The organism is Devosia sp. MDV22-iso42 (assembly GCF_058629155.1).
The window spans coordinates 1-24,888 of sequence record NZ_JBZVWR010000007.1 but is presented as its reverse complement, the minus strand read 5'-3'; the positions used below and the strand labels follow the sequence as shown (position 1 = coordinate 24,888).

The 24,888-nt window shown below is 64.7% G+C and carries 23 protein-coding genes and 1 pseudogene; 18 read left to right on the top strand and 6 right to left on the bottom strand.

Going from position 1 to position 24,888, the window contains the following annotated elements:
- Nucleotides 1-24: 24 nt before the first annotated feature.
- From AC4NN3_RS07605 to AC4NN3_RS07595, 3 genes are all read right to left on the bottom strand, one after another.
- Entirely contained in the window at nt 25-1,341 is a 1,317-nt protein-coding gene (locus AC4NN3_RS07605) for an ABC transporter substrate-binding protein (RefSeq protein ID WP_491926501.1), read from the bottom strand.
- Nucleotides 1,342-1,370: 29 nt separating this feature from the next.
- On the bottom strand, nt 1,371-2,378 hold the full coding sequence (locus AC4NN3_RS07600; protein WP_491926500.1) for a LacI family DNA-binding transcriptional regulator: 1,008 nt from the start codon (nt 2,376-2,378) through the stop codon (nt 1,371-1,373).
- A 129-nt stretch (nt 2,379-2,507) separates the two neighbouring features.
- Nucleotides 2,508-3,437, bottom strand: a complete 930-nt coding sequence (locus tag AC4NN3_RS07595; protein WP_491926499.1) for a formylglycine-generating enzyme family protein — start codon at nt 3,435-3,437, stop codon at nt 2,508-2,510.
- A 94-nt stretch (nt 3,438-3,531) separates the two neighbouring features.
- Between AC4NN3_RS07595 and AC4NN3_RS07590 the strand changes: the two are divergent.
- From AC4NN3_RS07590 to AC4NN3_RS07580, 3 genes and pseudogenes are all read left to right on the top strand, one after another.
- Nucleotides 3,532-4,391 (top strand): annotated as a pseudogene (locus AC4NN3_RS07590) (dihydrodipicolinate synthase family protein).
- On the top strand, nt 4,391-5,119 hold the full coding sequence (locus AC4NN3_RS07585; protein WP_491926498.1) for an SDR family oxidoreductase: 729 nt from the start codon (nt 4,391-4,393) through the stop codon (nt 5,117-5,119). Before AC4NN3_RS07590 ends, AC4NN3_RS07585 begins: the two are co-directional and overlap by 1 nt.
- A 288-nt stretch (nt 5,120-5,407) precedes the next feature.
- Nucleotides 5,408-6,238 carry a MalY/PatB family protein gene (locus AC4NN3_RS07580; RefSeq protein ID WP_491926497.1) on the top strand — a complete coding sequence of 277 codons (831 nt, stop codon included), beginning with the start codon at nt 5,408-5,410 and terminating at the stop codon, nt 6,236-6,238.
- A 191-nt stretch (nt 6,239-6,429) separates the two neighbouring features.
- On the opposite strand, the gene AC4NN3_RS07575 is transcribed toward AC4NN3_RS07580, so the two are convergent.
- On the bottom strand, nt 6,430-7,674 hold the full coding sequence (locus tag AC4NN3_RS07575) for an ATP-binding protein (RefSeq protein ID WP_491926496.1): 1,245 nt from the start codon (nt 7,672-7,674) through the stop codon (nt 6,430-6,432).
- On the bottom strand, nt 7,671-8,390 hold the full coding sequence (locus tag AC4NN3_RS07570; protein ID WP_491926495.1) for a response regulator: 720 nt from the start codon (nt 8,388-8,390) through the stop codon (nt 7,671-7,673). The genes AC4NN3_RS07575 and AC4NN3_RS07570 overlap by 4 nt, the downstream gene beginning before the upstream one ends.
- Before the next feature lie 201 nt (nt 8,391-8,591).
- Between AC4NN3_RS07570 and AC4NN3_RS07565 the strand changes: the two genes are divergently transcribed.
- The 5 genes from AC4NN3_RS07565 (at nt 8,592) to AC4NN3_RS07545 (ending at nt 16,631) form a co-directional block, all read left to right on the top strand.
- Nucleotides 8,592-9,950 (top strand): efflux transporter outer membrane subunit, encoded by a 1,359-nt coding sequence (locus tag AC4NN3_RS07565; protein WP_491926494.1) that lies wholly within the window; start codon nt 8,592-8,594, stop codon nt 9,948-9,950.
- Nucleotides 9,951-9,960: 10 nt separating this feature from the next.
- Nucleotides 9,961-11,223 carry an efflux RND transporter periplasmic adaptor subunit gene (locus AC4NN3_RS07560; protein ID WP_491926493.1) on the top strand — a complete coding sequence of 421 codons (1,263 nt, stop codon included), beginning with the start codon at nt 9,961-9,963 and terminating at the stop codon, nt 11,221-11,223.
- Nucleotides 11,224-11,276: 53 nt separating this feature from the next.
- The gene (locus AC4NN3_RS07555; RefSeq protein ID WP_491926912.1) at nt 11,277-14,390 is read left to right on the top strand and encodes an efflux RND transporter permease subunit; all 3,114 of its coding nucleotides are present in this window, start codon (nt 11,277-11,279) and stop codon (nt 14,388-14,390) included.
- 263 nt (nt 14,391-14,653) lie between these two features.
- On the top strand, nt 14,654-15,322 hold the full coding sequence (locus AC4NN3_RS07550; protein WP_491926492.1) for an RNA polymerase sigma factor: 669 nt from the start codon (nt 14,654-14,656) through the stop codon (nt 15,320-15,322).
- Nucleotides 15,323-15,455: 133 nt separating this feature from the next.
- Complete coding sequence (locus AC4NN3_RS07545; protein WP_491926491.1) at nt 15,456-16,631, top strand: flagellin N-terminal helical domain-containing protein; 1,176 nt, start codon at nt 15,456-15,458, stop codon at nt 16,629-16,631.
- Nucleotides 16,632-16,699: 68 nt separating this feature from the next.
- Here AC4NN3_RS07545 and AC4NN3_RS07540 read toward each other — a convergent pair whose 3' ends face one another.
- On the bottom strand, nt 16,700-16,822 hold the full coding sequence (locus AC4NN3_RS07540; protein ID WP_491926490.1) for a hypothetical protein: 123 nt from the start codon (nt 16,820-16,822) through the stop codon (nt 16,700-16,702).
- On the opposite strand from AC4NN3_RS07540, the gene fliD reads away from it, so the two are divergent.
- From fliD to AC4NN3_RS07490, 10 genes are all read left to right on the top strand, one after another.
- Entirely contained in the window at nt 16,815-18,407 is a 1,593-nt protein-coding gene (fliD, locus tag AC4NN3_RS07535; RefSeq protein WP_491926489.1) for a flagellar filament capping protein FliD, read from the top strand. The two genes, AC4NN3_RS07540 and fliD, sit on opposite strands and share 8 nt — an antisense overlap.
- Complete coding sequence (locus AC4NN3_RS07530; protein WP_491926488.1) at nt 18,404-18,838, top strand: flagellar protein FliS; 435 nt, start codon at nt 18,404-18,406, stop codon at nt 18,836-18,838. The genes fliD and AC4NN3_RS07530 overlap by 4 nt, the downstream gene beginning before the upstream one ends.
- Nucleotides 18,839-18,877: 39 nt before the next feature.
- A complete protein-coding gene (locus tag AC4NN3_RS07525) occupies nt 18,878-19,342 on the top strand; it encodes a hypothetical protein (RefSeq protein WP_491926487.1) in 465 nt (154 codons plus the stop codon).
- Between the two features lie 31 nt (nt 19,343-19,373).
- Nucleotides 19,374-19,856 (top strand): periplasmic heavy metal sensor, encoded by a 483-nt coding sequence (locus AC4NN3_RS07520; RefSeq protein WP_491926486.1) that lies wholly within the window; start codon nt 19,374-19,376, stop codon nt 19,854-19,856.
- Between the two features lie 159 nt (nt 19,857-20,015).
- The gene (locus tag AC4NN3_RS07515; RefSeq protein ID WP_491926485.1) at nt 20,016-20,288 is read left to right on the top strand and encodes a flagellar hook capping FlgD N-terminal domain-containing protein; all 273 of its coding nucleotides are present in this window, start codon (nt 20,016-20,018) and stop codon (nt 20,286-20,288) included.
- Nucleotides 20,289-20,299: 11 nt separating this feature from the next.
- Nucleotides 20,300-21,568 (top strand): flagellar hook protein FlgE, encoded by a 1,269-nt coding sequence (gene flgE / locus AC4NN3_RS07510; protein ID WP_491926484.1) that lies wholly within the window; start codon nt 20,300-20,302, stop codon nt 21,566-21,568.
- Nucleotides 21,565-21,837: a hypothetical protein gene (locus tag AC4NN3_RS07505; RefSeq protein WP_491926483.1), complete on the top strand. Its 273-nt coding sequence runs from the start codon at nt 21,565-21,567 to the stop codon at nt 21,835-21,837. Before flgE ends, AC4NN3_RS07505 begins: the two co-directional genes overlap by 4 nt.
- Before the next feature lie 32 nt (nt 21,838-21,869).
- Nucleotides 21,870-22,292, top strand: coding sequence for a hypothetical protein (locus tag AC4NN3_RS07500; RefSeq protein WP_491926482.1), 423 nt, complete (start codon nt 21,870-21,872; stop codon nt 22,290-22,292).
- A gap of 18 nt (nt 22,293-22,310) precedes the next feature.
- Entirely contained in the window at nt 22,311-23,681 is a 1,371-nt protein-coding gene (flgK, locus tag AC4NN3_RS07495) for a flagellar hook-associated protein FlgK (protein WP_491926481.1), read from the top strand.
- On the top strand, nt 23,678-24,586 hold the full coding sequence (locus AC4NN3_RS07490) for a flagellin (protein ID WP_491926480.1): 909 nt from the start codon (nt 23,678-23,680) through the stop codon (nt 24,584-24,586). The genes flgK and AC4NN3_RS07490 overlap by 4 nt, the downstream gene beginning before the upstream one ends.
- The last annotated feature ends 302 nt before the right edge of the window (nt 24,587-24,888 follow it).

Genomic DNA, 24,888 nt, shown 5'->3' with positions numbered 1-24,888 from the left:
GCCACCCAGCGCTCGTGGGAGATGTTACCGGGCGGGAATGGCGGGAACCTTGCCTTCGGCCATTTCCTGCTGGAAAGTGGCATCAAGCTGTTCGAGGAACTGCGTGGTGTCGGTACGGTCGAGCCACACCTCTTCTATGCCGCTCACCAGGAATGATACGGTTGCAGGCGGCAGGAAAGTCCAGGTCGTGTAGCCGTATTCATCCTCGGACACCGACTGGGCCAGCATCTGCATGGCCTCGGTGTAGAGCGGCAGGACGCCGTCACCGAGGGTGATGTTGGACAGATCGCGGAGCGGCGTGTTCCACTCGCCCTGCCAGTCGGTGTTCATGCTGGCATAGGTTTCATCCGAAAAAATGAAGTCGATGGCCGCGGCCGCCCCATCAGGATTCTGCGAGGTGGCAGCCACCGAGAAGGTGGAACCAACACCCAGCGCGAATACCGGATCGCCCACGTCATCGGCGCTGGGAAAGCCGACGAAACCCGCTTCCGCATTGGCCGGTGGAAAGTAGGTGTTGATATGCTGGAACTGCCAGGTGCCCGAAGGCATCATCCCGGCTTGGCCATTGGCAAGCTGGGCCACCTGCTGCTCGCCATTCAGCGAGAAGTAATTGGGGCCGAAATAGCCCTTCGTCCACCATTCGTCGAGTTTGTTGATCGCCTTGACGAAAGGCTCGGATGTCCATGGGATTTCGCCCTTGAGCGCCTGGTAGACCGCTTCGGGACCGGCAATCGAGTTGAAGACGATAGTGACGTAATGCTCGTTGGTAGGGCGCCAGAGCGCATTGCCGGCGGAAAAGGGAACGATGTTCTCGGCCAGCATGGCGTCGGCCACCGTCTCGAGTTCGGTGATGGTCTTGGGGACCGTCCAGCCATGCTCCTCGAACATTGTGGCATTGTAGAAGAGGCCCAGCGTTTCATAGGTCTTGGGTAGTGCGTAGAGCTGGTCGTTATATTTGCCCATCTCGATGAAGACCGGCAGAATGCGATCGTTCCAGCCGTATTGCTCGGCATATTGATCGAGCGGCAGCAATTGTCCGGCCTGCGCCATCGGTGCGACATAGCTCGGACCAGCGGTGTAGACGATGTCAGGGCCGCTGCCAGATAGCAAAGCCACCCGCATCTGGTTGTCGAGCTGGGCACCGCGGTAGTCCAGGCTGAGCTTGTCGTCCGGGTGGGACGCATTGAACGGCTCGACGATATTGCGGGTAATGACGCCCTGCTGTTCGGGCGTGGCGGTTTCATACCACCAGCTGATCGGGCCCTGGGCATGGGCCGCGAGGGTAAAGGCCGTGCCTGTCATTAGGGCGACGGCCGATTTGGTGATGATAGACTTGCTCATGCTCTCCTCCAAGAAGCTAAGTGAGTAGACTAGACCGATCCGCGCTCGATGAGCTCGAAGGGCATTTCGTGAACCGTGCCGGGGCCGAAAATCACCCCGCTGAGGCGCTGCAACAGGATTTCGGCGGCGCGCTCGCCCATGCGGTCCTGAAACTGGGTGACCGTGGTCAGCGGGGGCGTCACCAGCGGCGCCGCGGAAATATTGTCGAAGCCAACCACTGCCACGTCATCGGGCACGGCAATCTTGCGGTTGCGCAAAGCCTGCATCACCCCGATGGCCATCAGGTCGTTGGCCGCGAAAACTGCGGTCGGCTTGAAGCCGCTGTCGAGAATGGCATTGGCCGCATCCAGGCCCGATGACTCGGTAAAACTCTGCTCGATGACCACCATGGGTTCGAGCCGATGGGCTGCCAGCGTCTGGCGATAGCCTTCAACCCGAACGCCCTGCGGCCCGCCGACGCCGGCGACCATGGCAATGCGTTGGTGGCCCATGGCAATCAGGCGCTCGACCACGACACAGGCGGCCGCGCGGCTGTCGACGAAAATGTCGTCGATCGGCAACTCGCCGCCCGCCTTGCGCGCGGATTCGATGCGCACGATGGCAATCGAACTGTCGAGCAGGATCTTGAGGTCGGCAGCGCGCAGCGTGAAGAACACCCCCACCACGCCGTCGACGCGCCCCTCGAGCGCCCAGTCGATGAAGTGCCGTTCGCTCGCCGGGTCGCCGTCGGTATTGAGCGTGATGACATCATATTTGCTGGCCGCCGCCACCTTCTGCACGCCGCGGATCAAGGCTGGGTAAAATGGGTTGGTAATGTCCGGCACGACGCAGGCAATGGTCATGGTCCGGCGCGTTTTGAGGGCCTGTGCCAGCCGGTTTGGCACATAGCCGAGCTGCTTGGCCGCCAGCTGGATGCGCTCGATGGTTTCCGCCGGCAGAGTCGATGGCGGCCCTCCCCCCAGAACCATGGATACTGCCGCCTGGGACACCCCGGCGCGCACGGCAACATCTTTCTGGGTAGCCCTCCGAGCCGTCATCAAGCCAGTCCTTATACGTATTAGTGATACGAATAAGCGGAACATGCTGCGCTTGTCAAGACGGCATGATGCCGGCATTTTTGCTGAGGATAGCCCTGCCTGGTCGCCGATCGGCAGCGTTGCGGTTGACTAGGCTACGACGATGCGGAAGCCGTTGCCGCGCCAGGCGCCGTCGGGCTCCAAGCTGCCGCGATAGGTGCAGCAGGCTTTCAACCGCGTGCTGGAAAAGCAGCCGCCCCGCAGCACGCGGCGGATGGCCTGGCCGGCCTCGGGATCCTCGCGGCCGTCATGGCCATAGGGATAGCGGAAATGCGGCGTGGCCATATCGTCGCCCCACAGCGTGCTGGTCCATTCCCAGACCTGCCCGGCCATATCCAGGCAGCCAAAGGGCGAGGCACCTGCCGGAAGCAGGCCGACGGCACATGGCGCGTTAAAGCCGGTTTCCTCCGAATTGGCCGCGCCAGCCTGCCATCCCAGCCCCCAGGGATAGACCACGTCGTCCCCGCCGTCGGGCCGATCGCCCCGAGCAGCGCGCTCCCATTCCGGTTCTGTCGGCAGGCGCACCATCTGGCTGGCGGCAATGCGCCCCGATGCGCGCCACACCCCGGTCAACCAGTCGCAATAGGCGCGGGCGTCCCGCCAGCTCAGGTCGGTGGCCGGCGCATTGCCGCGTTCCGGCAGGCCGGCCTCCGGCGAGGCCCAGTGCCACCCCCTGGCGGCGATGAAGCGGGCATAGAGATCATTGGTCACCGGAAAGCGGCCGATGCGAAAGCCGGGGACGGACAGCGCATGGACGGGCTGCGAATTGGGATTTGTCGTCGAGCCCATGACGAGGTGGCCCGCCGGAACGTCGCACAGCGCTTCGAGGTCGCGCGGATCGCCCCAGGCCGCGAGCCGGCGCGCGGCCTGATCGCGGTCAAACGGCGATAGCCGGCCCGTTTCAATCAGCGTCAGCAGTCTCGCCGCAATCTGGGGGGTCGGCGTGATGGCCAGCAGCAGGGCGGCGCGCCAGGCGGCGTCGCTATCGCCTGGTGACGGCGCCTCCGCCCCGCGCCGCAATTCTCACTGGTTCGACTAACAGGAATGCCCTCATGCCCCTGATCACTCCACCAAGGGTGCCTTCGTCATCGCTGTCACGCCCTTCACCGAAACCATGGCCATCGACACCGCCAGCATCGACTCCATGGTCGACTTCTGTTTCGACAAGGGCGCTGACGGCCTGACCATTCTGGGCATCATGGGCGAGGCGCCCAAGCTGACCCAGTCGGAAGCCATCGAATCACCCGCCGCACCATTGCCCGGGCCAATGGCAAGCCCGTCATCGTCGGGGCTTCGGCCCCGGGCCTGGCCGCCATCGAGGAACTGGGCAAGGCCGCCATGGATCTGGGCGCGGCCGGCATCATGGTCGCCCCGCCCGGTTCGCTCAAGACCGACGATCAGATCTTTGCCTATTACCAGAATGTCGTGGCCGCCATCGGCGCCGACATCCCTCTGGTACTGCAGGACTTTCCCCTGGTCACCGGCATTCACATCAGCAGTTCCCTGCTCGGTCGCATCGTCGAGGCAATGCCGTCCATCGTCATGCTCAAACACGAAGACTGGCCGGGCCTGGCCAAGATCACCGACCTTCGCGACGCCGAGGCCAAGGGGCGGCGAAGCCTCTCGATATTGTGCGGCAATGGCGGCGGCTTCCTTCCCGAGGAAATGGCGCGCGGCGCCGACGGGGCGATGACCGGCTTTGCCTTCCCCGAGATGATGGTGGAAGTGGTGGGTCTGGCCGCGGCCGGCGAGATGGACAGGGCGCAGGATATCTTCGACGCCTATCTGCCGCTGGTGCGCTATGAGCAGCAGCCCGGCCTGGGACTGGCCGTGCGCAAATATACCCTTGCCAGGCGCGGCGCCATTGCCGGCGCCACCCAGCGCCGCCCCGGCGCCGTGCTGGCGCCCCGGGCAGTCGCCGAAGTTGAACGACTTATCGCGCGCCAGGAGCGCAAGCTGGAGGCACTGGCCTGATGGATTTCGGTCTCAGGGGAAAACGCGCGCTCGTGCTGGGCGGCAGCCGTGGTCTTGGCGCCGCCATCGCCGCGGCACTTGCCGCTGAAGGTGTCACCGTCATGGCGGCATCGCGCTCGGGTGACTACCCGGTCGATCTGGGTGACGCCGCATCGGTGGCCAGCCTGATCGAGACGGTCAAGGCGGCCAGCGGCGTCGACATTCTGGTCAACAACAGCGGCGGCCCTAAGGCCGGACAGGCCCAGGGCCAGAGCACGGCCGACTGGATGGCCGCGTTCCAGACCATGGCGACCTCGCTGTTTGCCATTACCGACGCCATGCTGCCGCAGATGATCGAACGCCAATGGGGCCGAATCATCACGGTTGGCTCCTCCGGCGTCGAGGCGCCCATCGCTGGCCTGGCGCTGTCCAACGGCGTCCGCGGCGCCATTGCCGGCTGGTCCAAGACGCTGGCCGGCGAAGTCGCCCGCCACGGCGTGACGGTCAACATGGTGCTGCCGGGCCGGATCGATACCGATCGTGTCCGCGACCTCGATAGCGGCAAGGCCGGCCGAACCGGGGCCAGCGTCGAGGCCGTGCAGGAAGCCTCGCGCAATGAAATCCCGGCTGGCCGTTACGGCCGTCCCGAGGAATTCGGCGCCGTGGTGGCCTTCCTGGCCAGCACACAGGCCAGCTATGTCAACGGCGCCATGCTCCGCATCGATGGCGGCATGATCAAGGGCCTGTGACATGACCAGCCGTTTCGACAGGCTTATCGACCGGCGCGGCACCGGCAGCTCCAAGTGGAGCCGCTACGGCGATGACGTGCTGCCGCTTTGGGTGGCTGACATGGACTTCGCCGCGGCGCCCGAAATCATCGCCGCGATTGCCGAGCGGCTGGCCCATCCCATCCTGGGCTACGGCGTCGCCCGGCCCGCGCTGCGCGAGCAGATCGTCAGCGACATGGCTAGCCTTTATGGCTGGACCATCACCCCGATGATATCGTCTTCCTGCCCGGCGTCGAACCAGGCTTCAACATGGCCATCAAGGCCCTGCTCGCCCCCGGCCAGAGCCTGGCCATCCAGGACCCGATCTATCGGCCCATCCTCATGGCGCCCCGGCACTGGCAGTTGGAGTCGATCGCCTTCGGCCTCGACCTGCCCATTGCCGAACAGGCCGTCGCACTTTCGCACGCCGACGCCGTGCTGCTGTGCAATCCGCACAATCCGACCGGCAAGGTCTATGCTCGTGCCGAGCTGCTGGCGCTGGCGGCGGCGACCGGCGACAAGCCGATCATTTCCGACGAAATCCACTGTGAACTGCTGTTCGACGGTCTTCGCCACATCCCGATTGCGTCGCTTGACCACAGTATCGGCCAGCGCTGCATCACGCTGATGTCGGCCGCCAAGACCTACAACATACCCGGCCTCAAAGCCGCCTTTGCCATCGTCCAGAACCCGGCGCTGCGCGAACGGTTCAATGCCAGCCGGTTGGGCATGGTCGACAGCGTCAACGTGCTGGGGCTCGAAGCCATGCTGGCCGCCTATCGCGACGCCGGCGCCTGGAAATCGGAGGTCCTGGCCTATCTGCAGGACAATCGCGATTTTCTGGTGCAGCAGGTCGCCACCCGCTTGCCTGGGATAGCCATGCACCGGCCCGAGTCCACCTATCTCGCCTGGCTTGATTGCTCTGGCCTGGGCCTGGATGATCCCGCTGCCCATTTCCTGCACCAGGCAGGGCTGGCCTTCAGCCCCGGCACCGATTTTGGCGCTGGCTATGGCCAGTTCATCCGCCTCAACTTCGGCTGCACGCGAGCCACGCTGGTCGATTGCATGGACCGCATGCAGCAGGCGCTCGCCCGTCCTTGAAATCCAGTAGCAGCAGACGTCGCCGCTGCGACCAAAGCTCATGTTGGCGAAGCGTCCCATTTTGTTGGCTCTTCAAGCCTCAGCGATTTCCCACGATTGCCCTCCGGCCTAGCGTAAGCAGCCGGCCATAGGCAACGTGACGTTCTGCGCAACCCACCAGACCGCCAGGCCCGATCCAGGCTGACCGCCCTTCAGTTTGTGAGCGGAAAATACAGGATCTGCAGCAGGCCGCCGCCGTGCTTGTTCTTGATCTCCAGCCTGCCACCGACCCGCTCGATGATCTCGGCGGCAATTGCCAGGCCGAGACCGGCCCCCGGCACGGTCTGCACCCGTCCCGGCGCTGCCCGGAAGAAGGGCTCGAACACGCGCTGGATCAGGTCTTCGGGAATGCCGGGACCGCGGTCACTGATCAGCACCTGCGCCTCGCTGCCGGTATTGAGTACTTCGGCGGTTCCTTGGCGCCCATGCGTTGCCGCATTGATCAGCAGGTTGCGCAGGGCGCGCTTGGTCGCGAGGCGGGGCAATGCCACCTCGACGGGTTCAATGCGGCCAATCGTGAGCCGATAGCCCTGTTCGGCCAGCTCGCGGACCTCTTCGAGCAGCAACTGGTCCAGCGAGAGGGCTTCGAGCGGCGTTTCGCTGACCTCTTCCTGCACCAGGCGGATGGCGCTGTCGGCAATGTGTTCGAGCTCGTCGAGATCACGCAGCCAGGCGGCACGATCCTCCTCGTCGATGAACTCGGCCCGCAGCCGCATCCGCGTCATCGGCGTGCGGAAGTCATGTCCCGCCGCGGCCACCAGGCGCATCCGGCTCTCCATGGCGGTCTGCAGGCGTTCGGACAGCCGATTGAGCACCATGGCGGTTTCCACCGCTTCACGATTGCCCACTTCCGGCACATGCGGCAGCACCCCATCCGGTCCGACCGTGGCCACGGCCCGTTCCAGCACCGCGAGGGGACGGGTGACGCGATAGGCCATGGTCAGCGAAACGGCGATGACGCCGATGACGACGACGCCGATCCAGGTGCCCAGGATGATCCAGAGATCACGCGGCGGCTGCAATTCACCGGGAAATTCCACGGCGACATTCTGGCCGCCGAGCTGGACCACCGCTGCGCGCCTCTGGCTGACCGGATCTTCAAAGACACGCACCGGCAGATGGAGCCCGTCATCCCGCAGCCGGCTCGACACGGCCTCGGTCAGGTCCGCGCGTTCCGCCCCGAGCTGTTCGACGGCCGCGTCAGTGAGGTGGGCGAACCTGCCGGCATCGGCATCGACAAAACTGCTGAGCGCGCGGATCTGTGACGCCACCGGCCCCACCATCCGTTCGGGAATGGGATAGGTGATGGCCACGAAGGCGGCGAGCGTCGACACCATGACCACGAGGCAAATGGCACTGACCAGAATCGCGGCGATGCGGAACTGCAGCCGCGTCACGAGGCGGCCTCCACCCGGTCGACCCGGGCGGCCAGCTGATAGCCGCCATTGCGGACGGTCTTGACGATGTCGTCATGGCCGGCATCACGAAACTTGCGCCGCAGGCGGCTGATCAGCACGTCCACCGAGCGGTCAAAGACATTGGCCTCCCGCCCCTGGGTGAGGTCGAGCAACTGGTCGCGCGACAGGATGCGGCCGGGCCGATCGAGCAGCACCTTGAGCAGCTGGAACTCGGCGCCGGTGAGATCGACCGTTCCCCCGCTGTCCTGGGTGACCGTGCGGGACGCCGGGTCGGCCAGGAAGCCGGCGAACCGGTAGCATTCGTGCTCGACCGGATCGCCGGCGCTTTCCGCAGCCCGGCGCAGGATGGCGCGCATGCGGGCCACCAGCTCGCGCGGGCTGAACGGTTTGCCGATATAGTCATCGGCACCCAGCTCGAGGCCGATGATCCTGTCGACCTCTTCCTTGAGCGCGGTGACCAGAATGATGCAGATCTTGGCGTCGCGATTGCGCAGTTCGCGGCAGATGTCGAGGCCCGACCCATCGGGCAGCATGACGTCCAGAATGACCAGGTCGAAGCGACCCTCGGCGATCTTGTGCTCAAACTCATGCCGGCTGCCGGCTGCGGCAACCCGAAAACCCTGCTCGCCGAGATAGCGCACGAGCAGCCGGCGGATTTCAAGATCATCGTCGACGACCAGGATGTTTGCGGCCATTGGGTCCTCCTGACTCATCAGATAGCGCACCGGGCGCGCAGGTCCACCATGGGATTGTTACAAATCGTTGCTGGCCGGTCCGTGGACATCTTCGGAAACAAAAAGCCTGCTGACCTGCAACCTTGGGACACAATCCGTCGTCCACCAGCAAAATTGGCGCGGCACAGAGAAGGCTTGAACCTTTCCAGGAGTGGCCTCTTGTTGCGCGTCCCCTCAGTCATGTTTCTGGCCGTCGCCCTCGCCGGCTGCAGCACGCTCGGGCAGTCCTATGTCGCCCCCACCATCAATCAGGCCGCCCGATATGCCAATGGCGGGGCACCCGGAACCAAGACGGTGACGGCGGAGGTACAGTGGTGGCGCTCGTTCAACGACGCCACCCTGAACACGCTGGTGGAACAGGGCCTGGCCCAGAACCTCACAGTGGCCCAGGCGGTGGAACGGGTGGTCGCGGCACGCCAGAGCGCCATCGCGGCCGGGCTCAACAGTCTGCCCTCGGGCAGCGCGGTCGCCCAGTCGACAGCCAGCGGCACCAGCACCGCCGTCAACAGGGAGGTCGCCAACAACCTGACCACCTCCTTCAGCTGGGAACTCGATCTGTTTGGCGGGTTCGCCAAGGAACGGGAGGCCGCGCTGGCGACGCTGGATGCCTCGGTGGAGGCGGCCAATGGCGCCAGGCTGTCGCTGATCGGGGAGATCGCGCGAACCTATGTCCAGGCGCGCGGCTATCAGGATCGCCTGCATATCGCCCGCTCCACCTTCGAGGCGCAGAACCGCACGCTCGAGGTCACAAGGCAGCAGAACGAGGCCGGCGTGACCAGCGCGCTCGATCTGGCCCAGTTGCAGGGCGATGTCAGCACCACCGCGGCGGCCATTCCGTCGCTGGAGATAGCGCTGAGCGAGAGCATCCATCGCCTGGGCGTGCTGCTCGGGCAGGCGCCCTCCGCCTTGGAAGGCACCTTCAGCGACGGCGCGCAGATTCCCCGCACTGCCGCCGCCGTATCCGCCGGCATCCCGGCCGACCTGCTGCGTGACCGCCCAGACATCCGCCAGGCCGAGCGCGAGCTGGCTGCCGCGACGGCCGATATCGGCGTGGCCGAAGCCGACCTCTATCCCGCTTTGTCGCTGGCCGGCAGTTTCACCCTGGCCTCCATTGCCACCTGGTCGCTTGGCCCCTCGCTCAGCATGCCGGTTTTCAACCGCGGCCAGCTCAAGGCAACGGTGCTGCTCGAACAGTCGCAGGCCCGGCAGGCTTACCTCGCCTACCAGAGCACCGTGCTTGTGGCTGTCGAGGAAGTGGAGAACGCCCTGGTCGGCTTCAGCAAGCAGCAAAACCGCCGATCGCAACTTGCCAGTAGCTATACGAGCTATTCGCAAGCGACCGAACTGGCAGAACAGCGCTATACAGTGGGCGAGACTACTCTGCTGACCCTGCTGACGGCCCAGCGTTCGCTGTATTCGGCCAGAGACTCCCTGGCGCAAAGCTCGGTGGAGGTCGCCCTCCAGTACATTTCCCTCAGCCTCGCTTTGGGCGGCGGCTGGGCCATCACGTCAGCAAGATAGAAATCGGTCCATGAAAAACGCACCTTACATGATCATGCTCCTGGCGTGTTTGCTGGGCAGCTCGCGGGTTCTGGCGCAACCTGCCGGGGGAATGCCTGCCGGCATGGCCGCCATGGGCGCCATGGGACCAACCGAGGTCGGGGTCGTTACCCTGCAGCCCGAAACGGCGCCGATTTCAACGACCTTGCCAGGACGGGTTGTCGCCTCTGCAACTGCAGAGGTACGCCCGCAGGTCGGTGGCGTGGTGACAGCCGTTGCCGTCGTCGAAGGTCAGGTCGTGGCCGCCGGCGATCTGGTGGCGCGGGTGGACGCGGCAACTTATGAGGCCGATGTCGCCGTCGCCGAGGCCTCCCTGGTCTCGGCCGAGGCGCAGCTGCCCACCGCCCAGTCCAAGGTCGACCGCTATGTATCGCTGGCCAGCTCCGGTGGCATCAGCCAGGCGGAACTGGAAACAGCCCGCGTCGAACTGGCCCAGGCCCAGGCCTCGGTCACCTCGGCGGAAGCGCAGCTGCGCACCGCCCGTCTGACGCTGGAGCGCACCCAGGTGACCGCACCCATTGCCGGCGTTGTCGGGTCGGTCAATGTGCAGATCGGCTCGCTGCTCACCGCCAACCAGGTCGATGCGCTCACCACCATCCGCCAGATCGATCCGGTCGACATCGCGCTGGTCGAAAGCAGCGCCAATCTGCTGAGTTCACGTGCCGCCATGGGCGACAGCCCGATCGAAGAGGGCGCTGCGCGGCCGCCGGCCCCGGTGGTGACACTGACCCTTGAGGATGGCTCCACCTATAATCAGGAGGGCACCATCGCCACCATGGACCTGGTGGTCAGTGAAACCACCGGCACCTTCACGCTGCATGCCAGCATGCCGAACCCGAACCGCGTGCTGCTGCCTGGCATGTTCGTGCGCGCCATCATCGCCTTCGGCGAGCAGGACAATGTGTTCCTGGTGCCGCAGCGCGCCGTGACCTTCAATGATGACGGGCAGCCGACCGCCTATTTCGTCAGTGCCGAGGGGACGGCCGAGCAGCGCGTTCTGACCGCAGAGCGGGTGGTGAACAATGCCTGGGTGGTGACCGCCGGCATTGCCGCGGGCGACCAGCTGATTGTCGATGGCCTGCAGAAAATCCAGGCCGGCAGCGCGATTTCGCCGCTCGAGGTCACTATCGAAGCCAATGGCGTGATCTATCAGACTGCGCCGGCAGCGGGCGCCATGTCCGAGGGCGCTGCTTCAGGTACCGATGCAACGCTCGAGCAGGACGTTGCACAATGAGCACCCTGGACACGGAACACACCAAGAGCGCAGCCCTGCCAAGCCGCGGCTCGCTGGCCAGCTTCTTCATTGCCCGCCCGGTCTTTGCCATCGTGCTGGCCATTGCGACCTGCCTGGGCGGGGCGGTCGGCATCTTCAGCCTGCCGATCTCGCAATATCCCGAGATTGCCCCCACGACCATCAGGGTCGGCGCGACCTATTCGGGTGCCAGCGCCGAAGCCGTCGAAAACTCGGTGACCACGGTCATCGAATCCGCCATGACCGGTTTCACCGACCTGCTCTATATGGAAAGCTCATCCTCCAACGGTTCCTCCAGCATCACGCTGACCTTTGGCAACAATGTCGATGCCGACATTGCCCAGGTGCAGGTGCAGAACAAACTGGCGCTGGTGGAAAGCCGCCTGCCCGACGCCGTGCAACAGGCCGGCCTGACGGTGAACCGCTCCGGCAGCAGCATCCTGATGATCGGCAACATCATCTCCAATGATAGCCGCTACAGCTCCCAGCAGCTGGCCGACATCATGGACTCCACCATTCAGCCGGTGATCGAGCAGGTTGAGGGCGTCGGCAGCATCCTGTCCTTTGGCTCCGGCTATGCCATGCGCATCTGGCTCGACCCCCTGTCCCTGGCGCAATACAAGCTCACGCCGAGCGATGTCACTGGCGCCATCCAGCAGCAGAACGTCCAGGTTTCGGTGGGTGAGCTGGGCTCGTCCCCCGCGGTGGCCGGCCAGCAGCTGCGCGTGACGGTGACGGCGCAGACCCAGCTCCAGACCGTCGAGGAATTTGAAAACATCATCCTAGTTTCCGCCGCTGACGGCGCAACCGTCCGCCTTGGCGATGTTGCGCGGGTGGAACTCGGCCTTGAATCCTATGGCTCGACCTCGACCTTCAATGGCCTGCCCTCGGCCGGCTTTGGCGTGCAGATGGCCAGCGGCGCCAATGCCATCAATACCGCCGACGCCGTGCATGCCGCGCTCGATGGCCTGGGCAATGCCCTGCCGGACGGGGTCGAGATCGCCTATTCGTACGAAACCACGCCCTTCGTGGAGCTCTCGATCGAAAAGGTGGTGCACACGCTGATCGAGGCCATCGTGCTCGTCTTTATCGTGCTGCTGGTCTTCCTGCAGAACTGGCGGGCCACCCTGATCCCGATGATTGCCGTGCCGGTCGTCATGCTGGGCACTTTCGGGGTCCTGGCCGTGCTGGGCTATTCTATCAATACGCTGACCATGTTCGCCATGGTGCTGGCCATTGGCCTGCTGGTCGACGATGCCATTGTCGTGGTTGAGAACGTCGAACGCATCATGGCCGACGAGCATCTGTCGGCCCGCGAAGCCACCGAAAAATCCATGGGCCAGATCACCGGCGCCGTCATCGGCATTGCGGCGGTGCTGACGGCGGTGTTCATTCCCATGGCGTTCTTCTCCGGCTCGGTCGGCGTCATCTATCGCCAGTTTTCCGTCACCATCGCTTCGGCCATGGTGCTCTCGGCCGTGGTCGCCATCGTGCTGACGCCAGCGCTCTGCGTGCTGATGCTCAAGCCGCATGATCCGGACAAGCGTACCCGCTTCAAGCCCTTCGCCTGGTTCAATACCGGCTTCGGCAAGCTGACCGGCGGCTACGTCGGCTCGGTCGGCTATATCGTGCGCCGGCCCCTGCGGGTGCTGGTGGTGTTCGCGGCCCTGCTGGGCGGGGCCTACTGGCTCTATAACCAGCTGCCCACCTCCTTCATTCCGGAAGAGGACCAGGGCGTGCTCATGACCATGATCACGCTGCCCGATGGCGCCAATGCCGATCGGACGCAGGCCGTCATCGACATGGTCGAGGACTATTACCTCACCCAAGAGACCGATGCCGTCGAGAGCGTCTTCATGACCCTGGGCTTCAGCCTGGGCGGGAGCGGGGAAAACAGTGCCATGGGCTTTGTCCGGCTCAAGGATTTCGATGAGCGGACCGACCCAAGCCAGTCAGCCTCCGCCGTATCGCAGCGTGCCCTGATATATTTCTCCCAGATCCGCGACGCCCAGGTCTTTGCCCTGGCCCCGCCCGCCATCCAGGGCCTGGGCTCGTCCGATGGCTTCGAGATGGTCCTGCTGGATCAGTCGACCAATGGTCCCGATGCCCTGGGCGAAGCCAGCAACCAGCTGGCGCAGCTGGCCGGACAGACCACGGAAGTCACCAATGTCCGCGGCAATGCCGGGGCGCTCGACAGCCAGCTCAAGGTGGTGATCGACCAGGAAAAGGCCGGCGCCCTGGGGGTCGACCTCTCGGCCGCCAATGACATCCTGCGCGTCGCGTTTTCCGGCAGCACCGTCAATGACTTCATCTATCAAGGCGAGATCAAGTCGGTGATGGTACAGGGCGACGCGCCCTACCGGATGCAGCCGGACGACATCAAGACCTGGTTCGCCAAGAACGCCTCGGGCGAAATGGTGCCGTTTTCGGCCTTTGCCGATACCGAATGGGTCAAGGGCTCGGCCTCGCTGTCCCGCTTCAACGGCACAGCCTCGATTTCGATCAGCGGCAGCAACGCGGCCGGCGTATCCTCCGGCGCGGCCATGGACAAGATGGAAGAGCTGGTGGCCGGCATGGATGGCGGCTATGGCGTCGCCTGGTCGGGCCTGTCCTACCAGGAACGCCTGTCGGGTTCGCAGGCCACGACGCTCTATGGCGTCTCCCTGCTGGTGGTGTTCCTGTGCCTGGCCGCGCTCTATGAAAGCTGGCGCATCCCGTTCTCCGTCATTCTGGCCGTACCGGTGGGCGTGTTCGGCGCTCTGCTGGCCGCCTATATCTTCGGCCAGGCCAATGACGTCTACTTCAAGGTAGGCCTGCTCACCACAATGGGGCTCTCGGCCAAGAATGCCATCCTGATCGTGGAATATGCGCGCGACCTGCGCGCCCAGGGGCTCTCCGTGCTGGAAGCGATCCTGGAATCGGCGCGCCTGCGGCTGCGCCCGATCATCATGACCTCGCTGGCCTTCTTCCTCGGCGTCCTGCCGCTTGCCACGGCGACGGGAGCGGGTTCGGGCGCCCAGAACGCCATCGGCATCGGTGTCGCCGGCGGTACCTTGGCCGGCACGCTGATCGGCATCTTCTTTGTCCCGCTGTTCTTCACCCTGATCAGTGGCGGCTGGAAAAAGCCGGCGACGCCACAACCCGCCTGACGGCGTTGCCACGTGCCACGCAGCGGGATTCCAGGGGGCCTCCGGCGCTTTTGCGTGCCGGAAACGGGGCTGGCGAGGCTCGACCGGGGCCACGATAGTGTCGTCCACAGCAACTCGGCAAAAAATGCCCCTTTATAGGCACATTTTACCTAGTAAATACTTGAAAACAAAGCATTTTTCTGCGCCTGATATAGTCTCGTCCTCCGTTTGATCATCAAGGTCCAAGTTGTCACCCGACATATGCGCACACTTGAGGAACGGTCATGGTTCTGGCTCTACAGGAACTGCCACAGGCGGTTACGCCCCGCCGCAATAAGCTGCGGGCGAGTATCGTGACCACGGCATCTGAGGGTGCCGGCATCCGGCCGCTGGACGAAGACGACATGCTTTTGGCGCGGATCGCCGAGCATGACGAGGCGGCCTTCCGCACCCTGGTGGAGCGCCATGTCGATCGCGCCTATGGCTTGGCCCTGCGCATCCTGCGCAATCCCACCGATGCCGAGGATGTCGCCCAGGATGTCATGCTCAAGGTATGGACGCAGCGCGGCAACTGGCAGACCGGCCGCGCCCGTTTCTCCACCTGGCTCTATCGCGTCGTCACCAATCGCTGCCTCGACCTGCACCGGCGCCCGCGCACCGAAGACATCGACCAGGTTCCCGAAAGCGCCGATGGTCGCCCTGATGCGGTCGATCACATCCATCGCAACGAGGTTACCAGCCTGCTTGATGCCGCCATGGGTCAACTGCCCGAACAGCAGCGCATTGCCCTGATCCTGAGCTACACCGATGATCTGCGCAATGCCGAGATTGCCGAGATCATGGACACCACGGTGATGGCGGTGGAGAGCCTGCTCAAGCGTGGCCGCCAGCAATTGCGCCATGTCCTGCGCAATGCCGAAGCCGACATCCGCGACTCGTTTACCAGCAATTAACCATAAAATTGCGGTTCGGTAGGGTTTCCTGCCTGCCCGAGTCCGCGCTGGCGTTGAACTGTCAGCGCACCAATGCGCACCGCACCTCCAGGACCGAGGGGCGCACCAAAGGACATCCCCAGGAGCAACGCTGATGCCCGTTATCTCGACCAATATTGCTGCCAATTCGGCGGTGCGCTACCTCAACATCAACTCCGCCGAGCAGACCTCTTCGCTGAGCAAGCTGGCCAGCGGCTCGCGCATCACCCAGGCCTCCGACGATGCGGCGGGCCTGGCCATTTCGACGCGCATCTCCTCCGATGTCACCGCCCTGACCCAGGCCGCCACCAATGCCTCGCACGGCATTTCCGTGCTGCAGACCGCCGACGGCGGCGCCAGCAACATCACCGATATCCTGCAGCGCATGAAGTCGCTGGCATCGCAGTCGGCCTCGGGCACCGTAACCGATACCGAACGCGTCTACATCGACGCCGAATTTTCCCAGCTGGTTGAGGAAGTCGACGGCATTTCCACCTCGACCCGCTATAACGGCCAGAGCCTTCTCGACGGCACCAGCGACTTTTCCGGCAGCGGCGTCTCCGTCGTCGTCGGCTCCGACGCGACCGACACCATCCAGGTCGCCATCGCCACCCTGAGTGCCGCGGGGCTGGGCCTGTCATCCGCTACCGACACGGCCGCTTCGCTCAAGGCCACCAGCCTCGGTTCCCTGTCGCTGGCAAGCGGCGCCACCGCGACTTTCGACATCAATGGTGAAACCGTCACCCTGGGCAGCTCGACCTCGACCGCAGCCCAGACGATCACCGTTGACGACATGGTGACGGCGATCAATCTGGTAACGGCGGACTCCGGCGTTACCGCCTCCAAGAACGCCACCACCGGCATGCTGGAGCTGACCACCGCCGATACCGGTGCCGATGCCGCCATTGAACTGACCGGCCTCACCGGGGTCACGGCCGCCAACCTCGGCCTGACAGCAACGACAGCAGCCGGCACCGATGCCGGAACCAGCCTTTCCGTCGCCACCCAGGCCGGTGCTACGGCAGCGCTCGAAACGATCGACGCGGCGACCAACATGGTCTCGGAGGCCCGCGCCAATATCGGCGCCATGGAATCGCGCTTCTCGTTCCGCTCGGACTCCATCGCCACCACCATCGAAAACCTGTCGGCAGCCAACTCCGCCATCATGGACACCGACGTGGCTTCGGAATCGGCCAAACTGGCAGCCGCCAAGGTCAAGACCCAGGCCGCCGTTGCCGCTGCCGCCCAGGCCAGCCAGATGCCGCAGGATCTGCTCAAGCTGATGCAATAGTCGTCCTGAGCCCCGGCAGGCCGCGCACCGGCCGGCCTGCCGGGGCTCACCCGCCATAGGAGCAAGAACTAGATGAGTACCGTCAGCAGCACCACGTCCCTGATTTCCAGTTCCGTGGCCTCGACAACCTCGACCGCATCAAGTTCCTCGACCTCTTCAACTTCCGACATCGACTGGAATGCCTTGATCACGCTGGCGGTCGATGCCAAGCTGGCCAAGGCCGACAGCGTCGATCTCAAGATCACGGCCAACCAGGCCAAGGTCGCGGCCTATACCGAGATGTCGACGCTGCTGAGCGCCGTGTCGACCGCCGCCCAAAGCCTGCGCGCCGCCTCCGGCACCTCGCTGGCTTCGACCAACGTGTTCCTCGACCGCGCCGCCTACCTCACCGCCAATGGCGATGTCGATGCGGCCAGCAGCATGGCTGCCACGGTGGAAGACGGCGCCGAGATCGGCACCCATGAGATAACCATCCTGCAGATCGCCAAGGCCGAAAAGCTGGCCGGCACCGCCGTCACCAGCAAGATCACCGACCTGGGCTATGACGGCGTGATTTCTCTCGGTGCCGGCGACAAACTGGCATCCGTCACCATCACTGCGGACATGTCGCTCGCCGAGATTGCCGAGGCCATCAACGCCCTCTCCGATAGCACCGGCGTGCAGGCCAGCGTGCTCGGTGTCTCCAGCACCGATTTCCGCCTCGTCCTGACCGCTACCGATACCGGCTTGCCCATTACCGCCGCGACCAGCTATGGCGACGATGTCCTGCTGGGGCTCGGCGTCACCGACGCGGCAGGCGATTTCGCCAATGTGCTGCAGGCCGCGCAGTCGGCCATCCTCACCGTGGATGGCATCGAGCTGACGCGGACCGACAATGACATTGCCGACGTGCTCGATGGCGTGACGCTGCATCTCTACCAGGCCACGCCGGACACGACCTCGATCAGCCTCGAGGTGGGCACCGATCTGAGCACCATCAAGACCGCCATCGTCGCTCTGGTCGACGCCTACAATGCCTATCGCGAATTCGCCTATGCCCAGCAGCAAATCCCCACCAGTGACAATGCGGACACCACCGCCCTGTTCGGCGATGGCACGCTGCGCAACATCAATTCGAGCCTGTCCGAAGCCATCTCGGCCCAGATCGGCGGCAATGCCATGGCGCTGCTGGGCCTGTCCTTCGATGCCACCAACAATCTGGTGCTGGACGAAACCGTGCTCGACAGTGCCCTTCTGGCCGATCTCGATGCCATCGAAGCGCTCCTCACCTTCCAGATGACCGCCTCGACCAGCGACCTGCTGCTCCTGGCGCGCGGCACCGAGCAGATCGGCAGTTTCGTGCTGGATGTTGCAACCGACAGCAGCGGCGCCCTGATCTCTGCCAGCATCGGCGGCGACAGCAGCCTGTTCACCATCAGCGGCACCCGCATCATTGGCGCCGAAGGCACCAAATACGAGGGCTATTCCTTCGTCTATGCCGGCTCTACCAGCCAGACCATCACCGTCACCACCAAGACCGGACTGGCCGAACTGCTCTACAATGCCGCCGAGGGGGCAGCCGACAGCTCGACCGGTTCGCTGGTGACCCAGATCGATAATCTGGAAGAGTACAACACCACGCTGCAGGCCAAGTCCGACGATATCCGTGCCCGGGCCGAGACCTACAAGACCAGCATCACCAACCGCTACGCCCAGTATCAGGCGGCCATCGAGACGGCCGAGGCATCGCTGGACTACCTCACCACCCTTATCGACACCTGGAACAGTTCATCATGAGTTTTGCCTATAATCAGGCGATGTCGGCCTATCGCAATGCGGCAGCGCAGGTGCATCCCAATGTGGCGGTGGTCAAGCTCTACGATGTGGCCCTTCGCGCCATCAGGCAGGCCATCGTGACCAGGCAGCAGGGCCAGGTCGAGGAAACCTATATCGCCATCACCAAGGCCTGCCAGGTCTTGCGCGGCCTCTCGAGCAACCTGCGCAGCGCGGCCGACAATGACATGGCTGAGACCCTCAAGAACACCTATGTGGTCAACATGATCGCGCTGCACAGCGCCTTCGGCAAGCCTGACGCCGAGCAGCGCTATATCCGCATCGCCGACGGCCTGCTGGAATTGCGCAATGCCTGGGCCGAGATTGCCGGCATGCCGGCGCAGCATTCGCTGGTCTCGCACATGACTTCAAATCCGGTTCAAAAAAGCCTATGAGGTTCTGAACTGCAGAAGCAGTTCGGGAGGTCAGTCAGAATGACGGTGGATGAATTCGAGGACGGTCTCGACCAGTTTGGCCCGAACCTTGCCGACTGGCCCGAGGCGCAACGGACCCAGGCGCAGCGCCTGCTCGACAGTTCGGCCGAGGCCCGCCAGGCACTGACTCTTGCCGTACAGCTCGATGGCGGGCTTGACGCGCTGCTGTCCAGCCCGCTGGCTGCCCCGTCCAGCCTTGCCGATCGCATCGTGCACCGCGCTGCCGCCGCGCCCGGCGGGGCCGAGGTTCTGCCGTTTCCCCTCCCGGCTCGGCCCGCTTTGGCAGACCGCGCACAACGCCCACCGCGCCGCTTCTGGTATCCGGACCGCTCCGCCATGATTGCCGCGGCCATGCTGGTTGTCTGTTTTATCGGTGGAGTGGTCACAGTCCAGACGGTTTCGCCCGCCACTGCTGATCACGAATCCATATATATCTCCGCCATCTACAGTGATCTGGCCCGCTAGCGAGCCAGATTGACGGCTCCAGGAAAAACCCATGTCCGGCCTGCGCATCGCCTTGTTCATCTCGCTGGGATTCAACCTCTTCGTCGCTGGTTGGTGGGTAGGCGACATCTGGCGTCGACCGCCGATGATGGAAATGCCCGCGCCTGACTCCTCGTTTCTTGCCAACATGGTCAAGCAACGCGTCAGTGCTGAAACCATGCAGGCCATCGGCCCGTCGCTGGAGGCGATCGACGCGACATTCCGTGCCGGCTTTGAGGCGCGCAGCGCCATTTTCGTCGACCTGCGGACGGCCATGTCGGCCGATCCCTATGATGCTGCGGCCGTGAATCAGTTATTCGCCAGCCTGGTCAGCGCCAGGACCGAGACCGAGACCGCCCAATGGCGCCAGGTGGGCGACACCCTGGCCCTGCTCTCGGCCGATGAACGCGAAATCCTGGCAGAGATCTTCTTCCCGCTGCCCTCGGACCATAGCTTCCCGCGGGGCATGCCGCCGGGCCCCCGGCCCGGGCCTTAGTTACCGATTCTTTACCTTCCCTAACAAGGCGTAAATGCCTGCCATCGCTGCATCTTTCAGCGCCTGATTCCGCTCGTCCCGCCGTTTCATCTTCAGTCAGGCACCCACCGTGCCGGATGAAACCAACCGACCGCCCAGGCGGTCGCCAGCGGGGCCATCATGAGCGTTTCAGCAGTGTCGTCGGCGAGCACGGCAACCACCTCCAGCACGTCCTCGAGCAGTTCGAGCAGCTTCTCCACCGATGACTTTCTGACCCTGCTGGTCCAGCAGTTGCAGAACCAGAACCCGCTCGAGCCCACCAGCACGGACAAGATGCTGGACCAGATGCTCAGCTATGCCAGCTTCAGCCAGGAAGCCGAAACCGGCACCACGCTGGACAACATCGCCAGCAAGCTCGACAGCATTGTTACCGCCCTCGACATCACCGTCTGAGGCGCCAGAACATGAGCCTCTCCGCTGCCATCAGCTCCGCCGTCTCCGCCCTGACCGCGCAGGCCAGCGCCCTGGCCACCGTTTCCAACAATCTGGCCAACTCTTCTACTGTTGGCTACAAGGCCAGCGGCACCAGCTTTGCCGCCCTGGTCGCCGGCGATGTCGGTACCGCCTCGGCTGCCGGCGGCGTTTCAGCCAGTCAGCAGTCCGCCGTAGCGCTGCAGGGCCTGCTGACCACGTCGACCGTCGCCACCAATGTCGCTATCTCAGGTGACGGCATGTTCGCGGTATCCGCCGATGCCGAGTCCGACGAGATGCTCTATACCCGCAATGGCGAGTTCACGACCGACAGCGAAGGCTATTTGGTCAGCAATGGCTATTACCTGCAGGGCTGGGCCACCGATGCCGATGGCACGGTAAGCGGCACGGCCAGCCAGGGCGCGCTCACCGCCATCGACACCGATTCCATTTCCTCGGTCGCCGCGGCCACCACCACCGCCGCCCTGATTGCCAATCTGCCGGCCGATGCAGCAGTAGGCGATACCTTTTCCAGTTCCATGGAAGTCTATGACTCCCTGGGGACCGCCGCCACCACGGCCATGACCTGGACCAAGACGGCCGAGAACGAGTGGACGGTCTCCTTCGCCGATCCGGTGCTGACCGCTGATTCCACCCAGACCGTGGGCACCATCGACGATGCCGCCAGCACCATTACCATCAGCTTTAACGGCGATGGCACGCTGGCCTCCACCAGTCCGGCCGCGGCCGCCCTCAGCATTACCGACTGGACGACGGGGGCCAGCAACAGTGCCATCTCGCTCGACCTGGGCAGCAGCGGCACCGCCAGCGGCCTCAGCCAGTATTCCACCGGTGACGCCACCCTCAGCGTCTCGGTCGAGGCCAGCCCGGATGGCGTGCCCTATGGCAGTCTCTCGGGCATCACCGTCGGCGACGACGGGACCGTTTACGCCAGCTATTCCAACGGCATGCAGCTCTCCGTGTTCAAGATCGCCGTGGCCACCTTCAACAATGTCAACGGCATGAGCCAGGTCAGCGGCGGTCTCTATGCGCAGACGGCCGAGTCTGGCTCGGCCAGCTTCCATGTGTCGGGGGAGGGGGGCGCGGGCTCGATCCTGGGCAGCCGCCTGGAAGCCAGCACCACCGATACCAACCTCGAATTCTCCCGCATGATGGCGGCCCAGCAGGCCTATTCCGGCGCCGCCCAGGCCATAACCGCGGCCAATGCCATGTTCGACACCCTGATCAGTGCCGTGCGATGAGCCCTGCTTTTCCCCCACACCCTGCCGGCGACGCTGCTCTGCTGCGCCGGGCCGGGCGGCTGGCCGCCGAGGCCCGTCTTTGTACCGACCTGTCGGCACCCAATGCCATGCTGGCCGCGCTCAGTCTGCGCCAGCAACTGGCCGGGACCATCAAGGAACTGGCCGCAGGTTGCGCCACCATGGCCGGCCAGATGGCCGCTTTCCAACTCAGGCAGACCGCCACCATGGCCTATGGCGCGCGAGATGCAAACGGACGGACCCGGAATTGATAAATTTCCCAGAAGAACGACCCGCCCCCCCGGTGAGCGAGATCACTGTCACCGGCATGATCGAACTGGTCGAAGCCCTCTCGACGCTGATCGCCGAGGAAAACGCCCAGCTGCGTGCCGGCACCCCGGCCGCTTTGGTGGCGACGGTCAAGCTCAAGATCAAGCTGGCCAGCGAACTGGAGCGCCACGTGCGCACCGTGCGGGCCGGCGGCCTGTTCGATGGCGATACCGACCCGGTGCTGCGCGCCCGGCTGGTCCAGCGCAGCGCCGAACTGCAGATGGCCATGCAAGAAAATGCCAGCCACCTGCGGGCCGCCATGCTGTCCACCCGCCGCCGCGTCGATGCCATCATGCGCGCCTTCCGCGAGCAGGAGGCGCGCCCCGGCCGCTACGACAATGCCGGCCGCCGCACCACGTCACGAGCCCCCTCGCTGGGTCTCGGGCGCACCGTCTAGCCAGGGCGGAGGCCGGTCATGTCATTTGCGGCCATCCGCGCCACCGCCACCAGCGCCCTCACGCTATCGCAGCTGCGCACCCAAGTCGCGGCATCCAATATCGCCAATGCCGATACCGAGGGCTATTCGACCAAGTCGACCAGCCAGGTCGCCACGCTCTACGGCACCATGGCGACCGGCGTATCGGTCACCGCCATCACCAGTGCCGTCGACAAGTTCCTCGTCAGCGACCTGGTTGCAGCCCGCAGCACGGCCGGGGCCACCGAAATTGCCGACAGTGTCGCCACGGCGCTGCAATCGGCCCTGGGCAGCACCTCGAACGGGGACGGCACCGGGACGTCGCTGGCCCAGACCCTTGCAGTGCTCGAAACCGCCGCCAGCGCCCTGATCGCCTCGCCGGCCTCCGAAGTCCTCAAGGCAGCCTTGGTCAGCGCCCTCGACAGCGTCGCCACCCAGCTCAACGCCACCGCCGCATCGGTCGACACGGTTCGCGGCCAGGTCGACCAGACGATCGACGACAGCGTCGATACCGCCAACCAGGCCCTGCAGAGGATTGCCGATCTCAACCTGTCCATCCAGAGCGCCATGGCGCGCGGCGACTCCACCGCCGAGCTTGAAGACCAGCGCAACCTGGCGCTGCAGACCGTCGCCGCCCAGCTCGACATCAATTACTTCGTGACCTCGTCCGGCGCCATGCGCATCAGCACCAGTGCCGGCGCCACACTGGTGGATTCCACGGCGCATCTCCTGAGCTATTCGGCCAGCGCTGTGGCCACCAGCGACACGGCATTTTCGCCCCTCACCCTGGATGGTGTCGACATCACCGCGACCGTCACCAGCGGCGCCATTGGTGGCCTGCTGACGGCGCGCCACGACACCCTCGTTGCGGCCACCGCAGAACTCGATGCCCTGGCCGCCGGCGTCATTGCCAGCGTCAATGCGGCCTATACCCAGATTGCCGGCGACGACCTGCTGACGGGCACCGATGCCGGCACCATCGCGGTACGCGCCGATATCCTGGCCACGCCTGCCAGCCTCGCTTTGGGCAGCGCCACGGACGCCCAGACATTGCTAAGTGCGCTGACTGACAGCTACGACTTTGCCGCCGCCGGCTCGATCAGTGCCGGCGGCCGCAATTTTGCCGACTACGCCACCCTGCTGATCGGCAATGCCGCCAATGCCAGTTCCGCCGCCGGCAGCCGGAACGAGGCGGCCCAGACCAACCTCTCCACCGCACAGAACGCCCTGACCTCCGCCACCGGCGTCAATCTTGACGAGGAGACGGCCAAGCTCTCCGAGCTGGAGCAGTATTACGCCATCGCCGCGCAGATCCTGACCACGCTCAACGCCATGTTCGACAGCCTGCTGCAGGCGGCGCAATCGGCATGAGCATGCGGGTAGCCACCTTTGCGATGAACCGGCAGATGCTGGCGGCCTCGCTCAATACCCAGGCCAAGATGGCCGATATGCAGCTGCAGGAAGCCTCCGGCCTCGTCTCGACCGACTATGGCGGGCTGGGCAGCGGCGCGCGCAAGCTGCTCAATCTTGAGGTGACGGCCGAGCGTTCCAAGCGCTACGAGGCCGCCGCCACCGATGCGGCAGCCGAAATCGAGGCGAGCTATGGCGCGCTCAATACCGTGGCGGACCTGCTGAGCGATATCCGCGTGCAACTGACCGCCGCCCTCAGCACCGACAGCGACAGCGCCACCGGGAGCGAACTGGTCAGCTATGCCACCAGCGCCCTGGCCGAACTGACCAGCCTGCTCAATACCCGGTCCGGCGAGCGCTACCTGTTCGGCGGCACCCCCGGCACGACGGCGCCGGTCGATCTCGCGGGGGTTACGGTCGATCTCGCCGTCGCCGACACCAGCTATTACCAGGGCAGCAGCGAGACGCAGCGCGCCCAGATCGCCGAAGACCAGACCGTTGCCTATGGCATAAAGGCCGACAATGCCGCCTTCGAGCAGGCGCTGCGGGCGCTCGGCGCGCTGGCAGCCTCCGATGGTAGCCTGACCGATATCGATCCCCAGGCCGTGCTTGATCTGGTTGTGCAGGCCGTCGATGGCGTCGCTACGCTGCTCGGTGGCGTCTCGCTGTCCGCCGCCGCCATGGAGCGGGCCATCGATACCCAGCAGGATCTGCAGAGCTTTTTCAGCAATGACATCAGCGCGCTGCGCGACGTCGATGTCACCACCATTGCCGCCCAATTGACGGCCTATGAAACCCAGCTGCAGGCCTCCTACGCCGCCCTGGCCAAGATCCAGTCGCTCTCCCTGCTCGACTACTTGCGCTAGGGGCCGGAATATTCCTGGACAGACGGTGTGCCGTCACTCTCCTGTGCCGGCAATTATCGAGGATACACCAGATCGCTGTCGCGATGCCGGCACCGCAAGGGCGAGTGAAGGTGGCATTGCCGTCGGACCGACGCGCATCGACATCAACGTCAGTCGGACAATCGCCTCAGGCAGCCTGGCCGCATCCGGCCCCCTCTTGCCATGCTGGGATCTCGATGAACGGCCGAAACGGGGCCGCTTGCGGACCGGCAGCTTCTCTATCGCGGTTTGTGTCAAGGGGCGCGCCGCGTCATCTGCCGCCG